The sequence below is a fragment of the Thauera aminoaromatica genome (assembly GCF_000021765.1).
GTDB classification, from domain to species: domain Bacteria; phylum Pseudomonadota; class Gammaproteobacteria; order Burkholderiales; family Rhodocyclaceae; genus Thauera; species Thauera aminoaromatica.
Window position 1 is genome coordinate 2,380,522 of record NC_011662.2, and the last position, 13,014, is coordinate 2,393,535.

At 61.9% G+C, this 13,014-nt stretch carries 9 protein-coding genes and 1 pseudogene; 4 read left to right on the forward strand and 6 right to left on the reverse strand.

All coding sequences use genetic code 11. The annotated features are described in order from the left end of the window. The first annotated feature begins 6 nt into the window (after positions 1-6). Entirely contained in the window at positions 7-948 is a 942-nt protein-coding gene (locus TMZ1T_RS10430) for a site-specific integrase (RefSeq protein ID WP_012585363.1), read from the forward strand. Here TMZ1T_RS10430 and tnpC read toward each other — a convergent pair. Continuing rightward, entirely contained in the window at positions 936-1,292 is a 357-nt protein-coding gene (tnpC, locus tag TMZ1T_RS20555; RefSeq protein WP_012585364.1) for a Tn3 family transposase post-transcriptional regulator TnpC, read from the reverse strand. The genes TMZ1T_RS10430 and tnpC overlap by 13 nt on opposite strands. Positions 1,293-1,294: 2 nt before the next feature. Then, positions 1,295-4,318 (reverse strand): Tn3 family transposase, encoded by a 3,024-nt coding sequence (locus TMZ1T_RS10440; protein ID WP_012585365.1) that lies wholly within the window; start codon positions 4,316-4,318, stop codon positions 1,295-1,297. A gap of 139 nt (positions 4,319-4,457) precedes the next feature. On the opposite strand from TMZ1T_RS10440, the pseudogene TMZ1T_RS21795 reads away from it, so the two are divergent. Continuing rightward, a pseudogene (locus TMZ1T_RS21795) lies at positions 4,458-4,592 on the forward strand (LuxR C-terminal-related transcriptional regulator); the annotation flags it as partial. A gap of 424 nt (positions 4,593-5,016) precedes the next feature. On the opposite strand, the gene TMZ1T_RS10445 reads toward TMZ1T_RS21795, so the two are convergent. Continuing rightward, a complete protein-coding gene (locus TMZ1T_RS10445; protein WP_012585366.1) occupies positions 5,017-5,301 on the reverse strand; it encodes a type II toxin-antitoxin system RelE/ParE family toxin in 285 nt (94 codons plus the stop codon). Then, positions 5,298-5,576 (reverse strand): hypothetical protein, encoded by a 279-nt coding sequence (locus TMZ1T_RS10450; protein WP_012585367.1) that lies wholly within the window; start codon positions 5,574-5,576, stop codon positions 5,298-5,300. The genes TMZ1T_RS10445 and TMZ1T_RS10450 overlap by 4 nt, the downstream gene beginning before the upstream one ends. Before the next feature lie 253 nt (positions 5,577-5,829). Between TMZ1T_RS10450 and TMZ1T_RS10455 the strand changes: the two genes are divergently transcribed. Together TMZ1T_RS10455 and TMZ1T_RS10460 are read left to right on the forward strand one after the other, a co-directional pair. Then, complete coding sequence (locus TMZ1T_RS10455; RefSeq protein WP_012585368.1) at positions 5,830-6,405, forward strand: recombinase family protein; 576 nt, start codon at positions 5,830-5,832, stop codon at positions 6,403-6,405. Positions 6,406-6,409: 4 nt separating this feature from the next. After that, positions 6,410-9,376, forward strand: a complete 2,967-nt coding sequence (locus TMZ1T_RS10460; protein ID WP_012585369.1) for a Tn3 family transposase — start codon at positions 6,410-6,412, stop codon at positions 9,374-9,376. A 33-nt stretch (positions 9,377-9,409) separates the two neighbouring features. On the opposite strand, the gene TMZ1T_RS10465 is transcribed toward TMZ1T_RS10460, so the two are convergent. After that, positions 9,410-12,064, reverse strand: coding sequence for an ATP-binding protein (locus TMZ1T_RS10465; RefSeq protein ID WP_012585370.1), 2,655 nt, complete (start codon positions 12,062-12,064; stop codon positions 9,410-9,412). Beyond that, positions 12,061-12,984, reverse strand: a complete 924-nt coding sequence (locus tag TMZ1T_RS10470; protein ID WP_012585371.1) for a DUF4007 family protein — start codon at positions 12,982-12,984, stop codon at positions 12,061-12,063. Before TMZ1T_RS10470 ends, TMZ1T_RS10465 begins: the two co-directional genes overlap by 4 nt. Positions 12,985-13,014: the final 30 nt, after the last annotated feature.

The following is a 13,014-nucleotide window of genomic DNA, read 5'->3' on the forward strand; positions in this document are numbered from 1 at the left end:
GCTCCCATGAATGAGGTCGATGTCTACGTACACGCGGCAACACGCGCCAATACGCGTCGCAGCTACACCTCCGCCGTGCGCCACTTCGAGGAGGAATGGGGTGGCTTCCTGCCGGCGAGCGCGGACAGCATCGCGCGCTATCTGGCGCGGCATGCCGAACTGCTGTCCATCGCTACCCTGCGACAGCGCCTCGCAGCCTTGTCGCGCTGGCACCAGGATCACGGCTTTGCCGATCCTACCAAGGCCCCTCTGGTACGACAGACCATGAAGGGCATTCAAACCGTGCATCCGCCGCAAACCCGTCAGGCGGTGCCGCTACAGATTGGCCAACTGTCCCACGCCGTGACATGGCTGGACCACGCGATCGGGACCCAGGGCGCGGTCGCGCGACTGCGCCACACCCGTGACAAGGCGCTACTCCTCCTGGGTTTCTGGCGCGGATTCCGAAGTGACGAGTTGATCCGCCTGGAAACGCAAGATGTCGAACTCGTGCCCGCCCAAGGCATGACCTGCTTCCTGCCTCGAACCAAGGGCGACCGGCAGGCGGCCGGACGGTGCTTCAAGGTGCCGGCCTTGTCGCGTCTGTGCCCCGTGGCGGCCTATACGGCCTGGAAGGATCTGTCGGGGATCGAGGAAGGGCCGGTCTTCCGCGGGATCGATCAATGGGGACGAATCCGTGTCCACGGCCTGCACGTCAACAGCGTCACGCCGCTGCTGCGCAGCATTTTTGAGCGCGCGGGACTCCTGTCGGCCGACAGCTTCAGCAGCCATTCCTTGCGTCGTGGTTTCGCCAACTGGGCCAACGACAACGGCTGGGATGTCAAAAGCCTGATGGAATACGTCGGCTGGCGCGATGTGAAGTCCGCCCTGCGCTATATCGACGGGGCCGATGCCTTCGGCCGGCAGCGCATCGAACGCGCCTTCTCAGCTGACGATCAGGCGTCGTGATGGGGTTCCAGGTCAGCCAGTGGCTGCAGCGCCGCGGCGATCTCGAGACAGTGATCAGACATCTGCCGGAACTCGTCGATGAGGGCGGCGGCAACTTCCCACAGGTCATCGGCGCTCGATTCGCTCGGATTCGCGCCATTGATGACGGTGTGTGCCATGCGGTGAAGACGCAGCAGTTCATCGCGAACACCACCGGTCTTTTCGAATCGCTGCGCGATCGGCGCCAGCCGCTCGACGAGTTCGAGTAGCGCTGTGGTATCAAAGCTTTGCCGCAGGTTGTCCAGTGCTGCGGCGTCGACATCGCCGTAGGGGGTAACCGCGAAACGGGGTTCAGGGATGTCCATGCTCAGGCTCTGCGCGTCGCGCGCCGCATGTCCTGCACCGACGCGGCCACTTGTTGAAAGGTGTCGTCCGCGATCCAGGCTTCGGGTTTGCGCTTGAGTTTCAGGCTGTACTCGCCGAAGCGCTTGACGTGCGCGACCTGGTAGGGGCTCAGAAAGCTGACATCGTTTTCCGTGATCTGCCAGCCTTCATGCCGGAGGTTGCCCAACGTGCGCATCATGTCGACGGTGTTCTGCAGGATCAGGGCGGAGGCCACGAGATCGTTGTAGCGCAGGCGCTTCTGCTGTTCGTCCGGCTCATTCACGGCGATCACGTCGCCACCGAAGGACAGCCACTTGGCAAAGCCGTTGTAGGACTCGATCTTGTTGGTGTTCGCCGTGATCTCCTGGCGCAGCTCACGACTGCCGATCCACTCCAGCAGGAAGCCCGTGCGGATCACGTTGCCCAGTTCCTGCGCCGCGAAATACAGACGGTTCTTGCGGCTGTAGCTGCCCAGCTTGCGCAGCAGCGTGGCCGAAGAAATCTTGCCGGCGTAGATCGACAAGGCCACCTGCATCAGATCCTGCCAGTGCCGCTCGATGAGATTCCAATCCACGCTGTCGCCGAACAGCCGATTGATGTACTTGTACTTCACCGTCTTGTCCGGCCGGAACAGCGTCAAATTCTTCCAGTTCCGGATCCGCGGCATCAGCTTGATGCCCAGCAAGTGGGTGAAGGCAAACACGGTGGCCGACTGGCCCTGGGTGTCGGCATGCACCGTATCCGCCTCGACCGACAAGCCCGCCTTGAGTAGCCCCTCGATCACGTAGATCGCTTCCCACACGCCGGGCGGGATGAAGTGACGGAACACCGCGATGTAGTTGTTGGCCACGTGGCGGTAAGCGACGGCGCCCATCTTGCGGTAACGGAAGTGGTAGCCCGCGAGCAGGTTTTCGTCGTAGAAATCGTACTGCGTACCGTCGGCGGCGACCGTCTTGCCATCACCCCATATCTTGGGGAGATCCAGGCGCAGATATACCTCGTTGAGCTCGCGTTGGGCCGCTTCCAGGCTCTCCAGTGAGAGGTGGCGCCGATTGACGAAGGACAGCATGTGCGGCGTGACGCCGCTGTTGCCCAGATGGCGCGCCGCCTGTGTGGGCCCGAGGTTGCAGCCCATGGCGAAGATCGTCAGCAGGTAGCGCTCGGCCGGCTGCTTGAGCTTGGCCATGTTGCCCGATAGTGGCCCGAAGTGCCGCGTGAAGCCCATCCAGTGTTCGATGTTGGCGAGCACGTCCAGAATGTGCCGCGCCGGCATGCGCTGGGTCAGCGCGTTCTGCAGCGACATAACCGAAGGCGGGATTTCGCGCGCAATCGGCTTGCGCAACACGGGTTCTCCGCTGGCAGTCAGGGCCACATCGCCGCGGCATTCAGGAAACGTGTCATCCAGGTGCTGCGCGGTGTCGGTGAGCCAGTCGCGCAAACTGCTGGCAAAGGTCGTTGCGTCCTGCGGCAGGCCAATCTTGTCGCAGTAGGCGGGTAACAACTCCTGGCATTCCTCCCACGAAAGCAACTGATCGCGGTAATCGGCGAACTCCTCCGAGCCGACGATACTGAGATCGCCAGAGCGCAACTCCTCGGCGAGGTAGGAGAAGACACAGATTTCGAGGTTGCGCCGGCTTAAGCCCAGACCGAAACCATCGCCGCTGTCGCCCTCGCGCAGGAGCTTGCGCCAGCGGTCCGAGGCGAAGGAAAGGTCAATGCTCTCCGTAATCCACTCGATGCGATGCTTGTCCTGGTAGGTCTTGATGAGGTTCAAAGCGTCGATCAGCGTCCGATCCTGGGTGGTGGCGCGGATGTCGAGCAAATGCACGAGCCGGAACAGGATGGAGCGATGGCTCTTGAAGTGTTTCCACACGAGCGGCAGGTAGTTGTTGCCGCTGGTCGCCTGCACCTGGGCACAGGTCTCGCGGACCCCGTGGACTCCACCTGCGGGTGCAAGGTATTCGCGTATCTGAGCGCCGGCCGCCGCATTGTCCGGTTCGCCGTCGAGGATGGCGAGCACGCCATCCAGCGTGCCGATCAGGCGCTCGATCTGGCCGCGCTGCCCGAACTGGATCTGGTCGAGCTCTTCCTTGGCGCGTTTGTGAATCGTGGCCACGCGGCGCAGGAACATCTCGGCCAACTGATCCCGCGCGCGCACCTGCATGCGCCGGATCAGGGCCACCAGCAGGGTGTAACGCTTGGTCTCGGCGCATTCGCGCAACTCGGACACGTCATAGGCCATGGCCTGGGCGGCGAAGTGGCGAATCTTGGTGTCGGGAAGGCCTGCAAGGACGTCATCCCCCGCCGTGATCGAATCCAGCCATTCCAGATGCTCCACCAGCATATCGAGATGCTTGCGGGTCGGGCGTTTCGCGGATTTCTTGAGCTCGTTGTATTCGCTTTGGCGGCGTTCCAGTTTGTCCGTGACCAGCAGCGCCTGTAGGGCTTCGAGTTGTTGGGGGGTGATACGGTGAAATACCTTACCGAACACCCGGTTCTGCACGGCAGCGTGGGCCTTCTCTGCCAAATCGTCGAGCGTCGAGAAGGCGGGGAGTTCGTAGCGCGCCTGGAGCACCCCCTCGATTATCCCATTGATGATGTCGGCACGCTGATCCATGAGCTCAGCCGCATCGCAGGCAAAGCGTTCTGCTTGGCGCATCGCATCGTGCCCATGGAAGGGTTTGACGTTAAGCAAGCCCAGCACCATGGCTTTGTGCCGAAAGAGGGTGCGTTCGACGGGGTATTCGATCCGTATCGCGTCACCGAAACCGAGGCCATTCCGGACGTGGGTGATCACCTCGGAAGGTATCTTGTCGAGGCTAGGAAAGTAGCGCAAGTGCTGGAAAACTTTGAGCAGGACGGCCAGTCCGAGTCGGGTCCCGGCAGAACGGCCGGCCGACTTCAGCCAGTTGATTTCTTCATCCTGCAGAGTAAAGAACTGTCGCAGGTCACTCGGTGAGTAGTAGCTCAGAAACTGCGGGTATGCAGTGCGCTCCAGTGACGCCATCCTGATCCTCCGGTATCCGTGCCAGCATGCAAGGGTAACGGAGAATTGCAGCGGTTGGCACGTCATCAGGATTAGTTGTAGATCAACCGGTTACAGGTGATATGTACAGTTTTTCCCCTTATCCCGGTCATACGCCCTCGACATCAGCCCGAAGACGGTGGACGTCCATCGCGCCAACGTAATGCGAAAAATGGAGGTCGCAAATGCTGGTGAATTGCAGCGACTGATGGCTGAGTTTTCCGGTGGGACCTACGCGCAACGGCCAGGCGCATGAAACCGTACGGCGTATCGAAGCGGATCCGCAGGTGCCGTTAACGACGACCACGGAACGCATCGCAGTCATTCTTAGTCGGAGTAGGTTGGTCCGCAGAACTGGACGACATACTCGCGTAATGCACCGATTGCGGTGCGGACCAGCCGTTCGAATAACAGTTCTTTGGAATTGGCGAGGGGCGGCAGTTGGCCGGGGGCCGACTTCGCCAAACGTTGCTCCGATGGCCGGTGCCCCCATAAAGCTGCCCGTCGTCCGCGAAAACTGACATTGCCAGGTGAATGACGGCTTACCGGTGCGAGGTTCTGCTCAACGTCGGCTTTTGAGAAGAATCGCCACCGGCGGGTCGTGGCCGCCTGCCGCCGACCGCGGTCTGGCTCGAAAGCAGTCAGTCAACGCGCCGTTTCATCGTTGCCATGATTGTTTCTTAATCGCGCACAGGCGGCCACAGGCGGGCCGTGTGAACCAGCGTCAGTATCCACGCCGTTTCGCCGTCGATCTGGTACACCAGGCGATAGCTTTCATGCGGGATCAACTCGCGGGTGCCAGGAACGATTCCCGGCTTGCCCAACATGGGGTGCTGGGTCAACCGGGCGGCCGCATCGCTGAAAATCTCATCCATCCGGGCCGCCGCGCGCGGATTGTCGGCTGCGATGTAGTCCCACACATCGGCACGGTCTTGCTGCGCTTCGGGCGTCCAAACAACTCTCACGACTGCCTCGCCACACTGGCACGCCGTGCGGCGAATTCGGCCTCAACTTCATCGTTCGATCGCCCCAATCCAGCGCGCATTGAAGCCCGGCCGGCCTCGACCTTGCGGCGCAGGAACTCGTCGTACTCGCGCGACTTGCGCTGGCTCTGAATGAACTCGCGCATCAACTCGCGCAGGACTTGCGACGCCGGGCGATGGGCCGCTTCGGCTTCGGCCATGAACTCGGCGCGCAACTCGGGCTCCAGCTTCATCGTGAAAACGGCTTGTTTTGACATGATCGGGGCCTCCTGCCACTTAATACTAACAAAGTATATACGTCGTCTTTACTAAGCGCTACTCACAGAACACTGCAAGGCGGGCCTGCGCTATGCCAAGACCTGTCGGAAAACATTTGATTGTCGACAGATCTTCAACAGCCCTCTGCACCAAGCTCCGAGTGGCCGCAAAATTGTGCGGAAAACTGTGTCGCCAGACGCTACCATGCGGAAACCGCGTCTTGATGGTTTTCCGCTTATGTTAGTAGGTTACATGCGCGTGTCGTCAGATTCCGACCGGCAGAGCACGGACTTGCAGCGCGACGCGCTGCTCGCCGCCGGCGTCGATCCGCGTCACCTGTTCGAGGATTACGCCTCCGGCGCGAAGGACGACCGCGCCGGCTTGGTGCAGGCGCTCGAATTCGTCAGGCCCGGCGACGTACTGGTCGTGTGGAAGCTCGACCGGCTCGGCCGATCGCTGTCGCACCTACTCACCATCGTGACCTCGCTCAAGGACAAGCGGGTGGCGTTCCGCTCGCTGACGGAGAATCTGGACACCACCACGCCATCGGGCGAGTTTCTATTCCAGGTGTTCGGCGCGCTCGCGCAGTACGAGCGCGCCTTGATCCAGGAGCGTGTCGTTGCCGGCCTGGCTGCTGCCCGCAAACGTGGCCGGATCGGTGGGCGGCCGCAGGCAATCACCGGCGAGAAGCTGGATGCCATTATCGCCGCGCTCGAAGGTGGCATGTCCAAGGCAGCCGTGTGCCGCAACTTCGGCGTGAAGCGGACCACCTTGATCGAAACTCTGACGCGGGCCGGCTGGCCCGCGTCAGTGCCCCCAGGAGCGTAGCGGTATGGCGGACGGCGGCGGCAGTAAGGAAGATCAGTGGGTATTGGCGCCAGCCGAACGCGAACTGGTGATGACCAAAAACCGGGCGAACCGGTTGGGCTTTGCCATCCTGCTGACCTTCTTCCGCGATCGCGGCCGTTTTCCGCGCGACGAAACCGAAGTCGAGGTACAGGGCATAGCCGCGCTCGCCAAACAACTCGACGCACCCGCGCCCATCGATGGCGAAGCCTTCCTCACGGGCCGCACTGCCGAGCGGCTGCGCGGCGAAATCCGCGTGCGTTTCGGCTTCCGCGAAGCGACGGTAGCCGATGCCGAGATGCTGACGGAGTGGCTGCGTGATCATGTTGCCGGAGAAGTTGGCGGTGACATTGAGCCGATGATCGAGCGGCTGGAAGGACGTTGCCGCGAACTCGCCATCGAGCCGCCGAAACCAGACCGGATGGAGCGCATCGCGCGCAGTGCGTTGCGCTCCCACGAAGACCGCTTCCATAGCTGCGTGTATGGGCGGCTGCCGCCCGCGACTCGCGAACGCCTGGATGCCTTGCTGCGCCCAGAAGAATCGGGCCACGGGGAGAGCGCCGTTGAAGATGCTCAAGGCGAAGCCGCAGGCAACGCGCCGGCCGTCTTGCTGAAACTGCGCGGCAGTCCCGGCCGCCCAAGCCTTGCCAGCATGCAGGATGAGTTGGCGAAGCTCGAACTGATCCGGGGGATCGAGCTGTCTGCCGATCTGTTCGACCGGACTTCGCCGCGTGACCTGGAGCGCTGCCGCCAGCGTGTGTCGGTCGAGGTTCCCCGCGACCTGCGCCGACATCCCGATGCAGCGCGCCTCACCTGGCTGGCCGCTTTCGTCCACCTGCGCGCCCGCAGCCTGACCGACGACCTGGTGGACTTGCTGATCGAGACCATCCACCAGATCGGCGCGCGTGCCGAACGCAAGGTCGAACGCGAACTGCTGGAGGACCTCAAGCGCGTGTCCGGCAAGCAGAACCTGCTGTTCAATCTGGCCGACGCCACCTTGGCCCAGCCGGACGGCGTGGTGCGCGACGTGGTGTTTCCAGTGGTCGGCGAGCAGACGCTGCGCGATCTGGTCAAGGAGTGGAAGGCCACCGGCCCGACCTACCGCATCACGCTGCGCACTGTGATCCGCAATTCGTACCAGGGCCACTACCGGCGCATAGTACCGACCTTGCTGGCCGCGCTGGTATTCCGCTCCAACAACGACCGCCACCGCCCGGTGATGGACGCGCTCGACCTGGTGAAGCGCTTTGCCGACACCAAGGTGCATACCTTCCCAGCCGACATCGAGGTGCCGCTCGATGGCGTGGTACGTGGCCTGTGGCGAGAAGCCGTCATGGAGACGGACGCCGCCGGCCGGGATCGGGTCAACCGCGTCACCTATGAAATCGCCGTGCTGGAAGCCCTGCGCGAGCGGCTGCGCTGCAAGGAAATCTGGGTGGTCGGCGCGAACCGCTACCGCAACCCCGACGACGATCTGCCGGCTGACTTCGAGCAAAACCGCGAGGACTACTACCGGGCGCTGAACCTGCCTCTCGATGTGGAGCGCTTCATCGCCGACTTGCAGGCCGAAATGCGCGCGGCGCTGTCCACCTTCGACGCTGGCTTGAAGAAGAATCCATCCGTCCGGCTGAGCAGCAAGGGCGGTGGCTGGATCACGCTGACGCCGCTCGATGCGCAACCCGATCCCCCCAATCTGACCGCGCTAAAGGCCGAACTCAATGTCCTCTGGCCGATGACCAGCCTGCTCGATATGGTCAAGGAAACCGATCTGCGGTTGAGCTTTACCGATGCCCTGAAAAGCCCGACCTCCTACGAGTCGATGGATCGCTCGGTGTTGCAGCCGCGCCTGCTCCTGTGTCTGCACGGCCTGGGCACCAATGCTGGCTTGCAGCGCATGGCCGGGCTGGATTCCGGCACCACGGCGCGCGACCTGGCCTATGTGCGCCGCCGTTACATCAGCGTGGACGCGATGCGCCGCGCGATTGCCATCGTCGCAGACGGCACGCTGCAAGCCCGCAACCCGGCGATCTGGGGTAGCGGCACCACCGCTTGCGCGTCGGACTCGAAACACTTCGGCGCGTGGGATCAGAACCTCACCACGCAATGGCACGTCCGCTACGGCGGGCGCGGCGTGATGATCTACTGGCATGTCGAGCGCAGCTCGCTGTGCATCCATTCGCAGCTCAAGTCGCCGTCGTCGTCGGAGGTGGCGTCGATGATCGAGGGCGTGATCCACCATTGCACCGAGATGGAGGTGGATCGGCAGTATGTCGATTCGCACGGCCAGAGCACGGTGGCGTTCGCCTTCTGCCGCCTGCTGGGCTTCCAGTTGCTGCCACGGCTGAAGGCCATCCACTCACAGAAGCTGTACCGGCCAGAGACCGGCAAGGCCGACGCCTACGCGAACCTGCAACAGATTCTGACCAAGCCCATCGACTGGGACTCGGTGCGGCAACAGTACGACCAGATGGTCAAGTACGCTACCGCGCTGCGCCTGGGGACAGCGGACACCGAAGCCATCCTGCGCCGCTTCACCAAGAAGAACGTGCAGCACCCGACCTACAAGGCATTCGCTGAGTTGGGCAAGGCGATCAAGACTATCTTCCTGTGCCGCTACCTGCACGACGAGGCGTTGCGCCGGGAAATCAACGAGGGGCTGAACGTAGTCGAGCAGTGGAACGGCGCGACCGACTTCGTGTTCTTCGCCCGCCGGGGCGAGATGGCGAGCAACCGCCGCGAGGATCACGAGGTCAGCATGCTCGCGCTGCACTTGATCCAGAACTGTATGGTCTACATCAACACGCTGATGATCCAGAAGGTCTTGGCCCTGCCGCATTGGCAGGGCAGGTTCACACCACGCGACTACGCCGCCCTGACGCCGCTGATCTGGGAACACGTCAACCCGTATGGTCGGTTCGATCTCGATATGAACACCCGGCTCGACCTACCGTGATCGAAATGGCGGCTGGTGACACGACTGCTTGCTCTACCCCACTTCCCGGGCTTCGGGCGATAGGGTCGCAGTTCGCTTCGTCCAATTGGGAAGGCGGAAAACCAAGGCGACCAAGCCTTTGGCCGCTTCCAACGGATCGCTGGCCGGAGCCGCGGCGCCGATTGACGCCAGAAGATTCGAGATCCCGGAGAGGATTCGGGTCTTCTCGTCGTCGACGACCACCCAACGGAATGAAAAGCGCTTCTCGTCCTGCAAATACTCGTCGAGGTCGGCGTCGTTCAAGCTGGGGATGAACATGCCGTCCTTGTAAACCGCGAGGTTTCCCTTGTGAGCCAAAAGGAACGCCGTCATCAGGATGGGCCTGACCCCCGAGCGAATTCCAAAAGGCTCGCCGGCCCACAGCTTGTCGATTTGAACGGCCTCCACGCGTTTGGAGGCGTCGGAGAACAGTTTGCGGGTTTCGTCCCACAAGCGGATTAGGGTCGCTCCGCGCCGCTCATCCGGCGGCTGAAAGCGCCAAGCATCCGAGCCCTCGTCCTTGCGATGCAGCCCTGTCCCTTTCAACAGGGACTCATAGAGCCCGCGCTCCGCCGGGAAGGCTTCAAATCCGAGGTTTTCCAGATGCTCGGTTTCCAGCATCGCATGAATCAAGTCGCGTCGGGCTTTGACGCTCGCGCTCGAAGGGGCGTCGCGGTTGATCAGCTCGCTCCAAAGGCGAGGTGAGTCCCGGTAAAGGTCGTCCGCCAGATCCGAGGCGCAGCGGGCGATCGGTGTTCCGGGCCGGTAGGTTCGTTCTGCTACGGTCCAGATCGCTCGGGTCACGGCAGAGCGAAGCTGTTCTTCCAGGGCCGAGCGTGCGGCTGAAATTCGGGCGGTAACTTCGCGCTTCCCGATTTGGTCGCCTTCGAGCTCCGGCCGGCCTTGCACGGACTGCAAGCAAACTAGCTCCAAGCTAAGCTCTTCGATCCGGGCGTAGTTTGGCGGGATGCCGACGACCACCGGCCAAGGGCGGCTGCGGGCGATCTTTTCGCAGGCGTCAACTGCGGCCTCCAGCCGGACGTCCTTGGACGGAAGCGCCAACAAGAAGAGGCCGAACTCGCCTTTCTTAGGAGTGAAGTTGGAGGCAATCCCTTCGGCGTCTTCGAGGCGGCACAAAGCTACATCCATCCAACGGAGCGTCCCGGTCTTGTGATAGTGCCGCTTGGCGATCGCAGGGTAGAGGTTGGCGAGACTCGTCAAGACCGAGAAGTCGATGCCCGGAAGGGTCGACTTGGCTTGGGCCAAGGCTTTTTCGATGTCGAAGTCGCTGCCTTCGAAAATCGACCAAGCGCCGAGATGTTTTTTGTAGATCGCGACGCGCCACTTTGAAAGCTGCTCCAACGCCGCGTCAACTTCCTTGCCGAGCGTCTCCGGGAAAAGCGAGCGCAAAACATTAGAGTCGGCGGCCAAGCCGGAGGCGCTGCGAAGCAGGTCGATTACGGCGATGTTCTTGATCAGGGCGGAGTGAAGAGGACTGTGATGCGCCTCAGTCCGCTCAACGGCGTCCGCAGCCTGCGCCCAGCGATGGCCGTCGGGCGAGGAAAGAATCGCCGGTTCAAGGTTGACCCGGAGGTAATCCCAGTAATGGTCCGGGCGGTATCGGCATTCGTCGGATAGGGTCTGCTCTTTGAGAAAGGAGCGAAACCCGTGAGGCTCCACGGATCCGAGGAAGCCAAAGGTGCTGCGTTCGTTCTGGCCAAATTGCCGACGGGATACCGGGCCGAGGAGGGCCGCCATCGCGGGGTGCAACGGCCAGCATGCGTCCAAGCTTTCGGCGAAGGCTTCCACGCCGATGGCGGGCCGCCGAGCCGCCATCGAGGAGGCGATGGCTCTGGCGTCGGCTCGATTGGATTTGGGACGGGCGTCCGTTTCGACCGCGCGGCCGATCAGCTCCACAACCTCGTCGCTTGCCGCGACCAAAGGGATGTCCGCGTAGCGGCCTTGGACCTTCGCCCAGTCGTCGCGGGACTCGCTCCCCAAGCGGGAGGCATACTGCCGGAAGGATTGATGCAGAACGCCGACCACGACGATCTTGCCTTGGGCTCGGGCCGCCGATTCAGCCAGGTCCTGAAAGAAGTAGACGTCGTCGCCGAGGCCGAGGACCGCGGCTTCGAGGAACTTGCCCATTTCGTCGATGACGAGCAAGACGCCGTCGTATCGCTCGTCGGCCGCCGCCGAGCACAGATCCACGACGACTTCCGCAGCCGAGCCGGGGGCCGTGTTTGATCCGAGCGCGTGATTGAGCGTCTTCGAGATTTCCTCGGAGACGAACCCTCGCCGGCCGACAACCGGAAGAACGAGCCAGCCGCGTCTTACGGGGAGGGCTTCGTCGAAATTCGGATGGGAGTCCAAGCGCAAGACGTCCCGAGCTTTTGCCCGAAGGTCTTTGTCGGGACCGAGAGCTGACGCCAGAGCAATGGCGAGCGAAGATTTGCCGCCTCCAAACGGGCCGGTCCACGTGAAGGCCCGTTGATTACTCCCGCTGATTTGCTTCGCCATGGCGTCAAGCACATCAGCGGCTGTCTTGTGGCATACGTAGCCGTCGAGCGCGTCCATGCGCCCGAGATCGGCGTCCAGACGGATGGAGCGTTGGTATTGCCGGCGAATCCGAACGAGCTCGGAGAGTTTCTTGGTGTTGTGAGCGTTCATTCGTAGGCCTTTTTCAGCATCGAGTCTTGGAACGCTGAACTGTTCCAGCTCTTTCGAAGCACTTGCCGAAGACCAGAGGTGTCGGTCCAAGAAAGGGCGCCCGCGGTGTCTTCCTCAAGAGAGAAGAGGCGTTCCGCAACGGACTCCTCGTCGAGTTTGAAGACTCGTCCAGGAGAACCCTCACCATAGACTACGGACTCGAATCCCATTGAGCTCGCAGAGGGATCGAGCAGCTCCCAATAATCGATCAATGCGTAGATGAAGAGTCCGTTGCTGAGCGTGGGCTTCGGGCCGCGCCGAAAGGTGAAGACCCCCTTAGTTTCTTCGGAAATCAAGCCTAGTTCTCCGAGCATGGGCTCGGCGAAATCTTCCGGCGAACTGCCCCCTGACCTAGGAGCATAGCTGCGGACGCACGTGTCGATGTCGCGGGCAAGGGTCGAGGCGGAGATGCCACGTTTGATATTGAATTTGAACGCAAAGTCAGCCAAGGGCTTTTCAAGGTCCGTCTTCGTGAATGTCGGCGCTGTTACCTTGTTGAAAAGCCAGAACCAAGTCGTCGAGCGCGTGGCCAATCCTGCAAGTTGCCAATGAACGAACCAAGCAGTGTTCGGATTCTCCGAATAGGGATCGAAACCGTCGTTGGAAAACATCCATTGAGCTCTTTGCGACACGACATAATCGTCCGGGCCGCCTTCGCTTATCAAATTGGTGGCGAGGGCCCAATGCCGCATTGAGCCGACCATGTTCTTACCGACGCCAAAGCGCGCGATCGACTCGTCGTCGGTGAAGACCGATTTCTTGATCCTGTTAGCTTTCGTTCTCTGATCGAAGACCTTCTTGAGCCACATTTGCCTCAGTGTGAAGGTCTCGTGTCCGGAGAAGTGAGGTGTGTATCCGGGGGAGATGGCAGCGGTCGTCATGCGTGGATTTTACACTGGTGAACCCCTCCA

Excerpts from the sequence above, each read along its gene's own strand:
- TMZ1T_RS10440 (WP_012585365.1), bottom strand. The coding sequence starts at position 4,318 with ATGGCGTCACTGGAGCGCACTGCATACCCGCAGTTTCTGAGCTACTAC.
- TMZ1T_RS10460 (WP_012585369.1), top strand. The coding sequence starts at position 6,410 with ATGGCGGACGGCGGCGGCAGTAAGGAAGATCAGTGGGTATTGGCGCCA.
- TMZ1T_RS10455 (WP_012585368.1), top strand. The coding sequence starts at position 5,830 with ATGCGCGTGTCGTCAGATTCCGACCGGCAGAGCACGGACTTGCAGCGC.
- TMZ1T_RS10450 (WP_012585367.1), bottom strand. The coding sequence starts at position 5,576 with ATGTCAAAACAAGCCGTTTTCACGATGAAGCTGGAGCCCGAGTTGCGC.
- tnpC (WP_012585364.1), bottom strand. The coding sequence starts at position 1,292 with ATGGACATCCCTGAACCCCGTTTCGCGGTTACCCCCTACGGCGATGTC.
- TMZ1T_RS10470 (WP_012585371.1), bottom strand. The coding sequence starts at position 12,984 with ATGACGACCGCTGCCATCTCCCCCGGATACACACCTCACTTCTCCGGA.
- TMZ1T_RS10465 (WP_012585370.1), bottom strand. The coding sequence starts at position 12,064 with ATGAACGCTCACAACACCAAGAAACTCTCCGAGCTCGTTCGGATTCGC.
- TMZ1T_RS10430 (WP_012585363.1), top strand. The coding sequence starts at position 7 with ATGAATGAGGTCGATGTCTACGTACACGCGGCAACACGCGCCAATACG.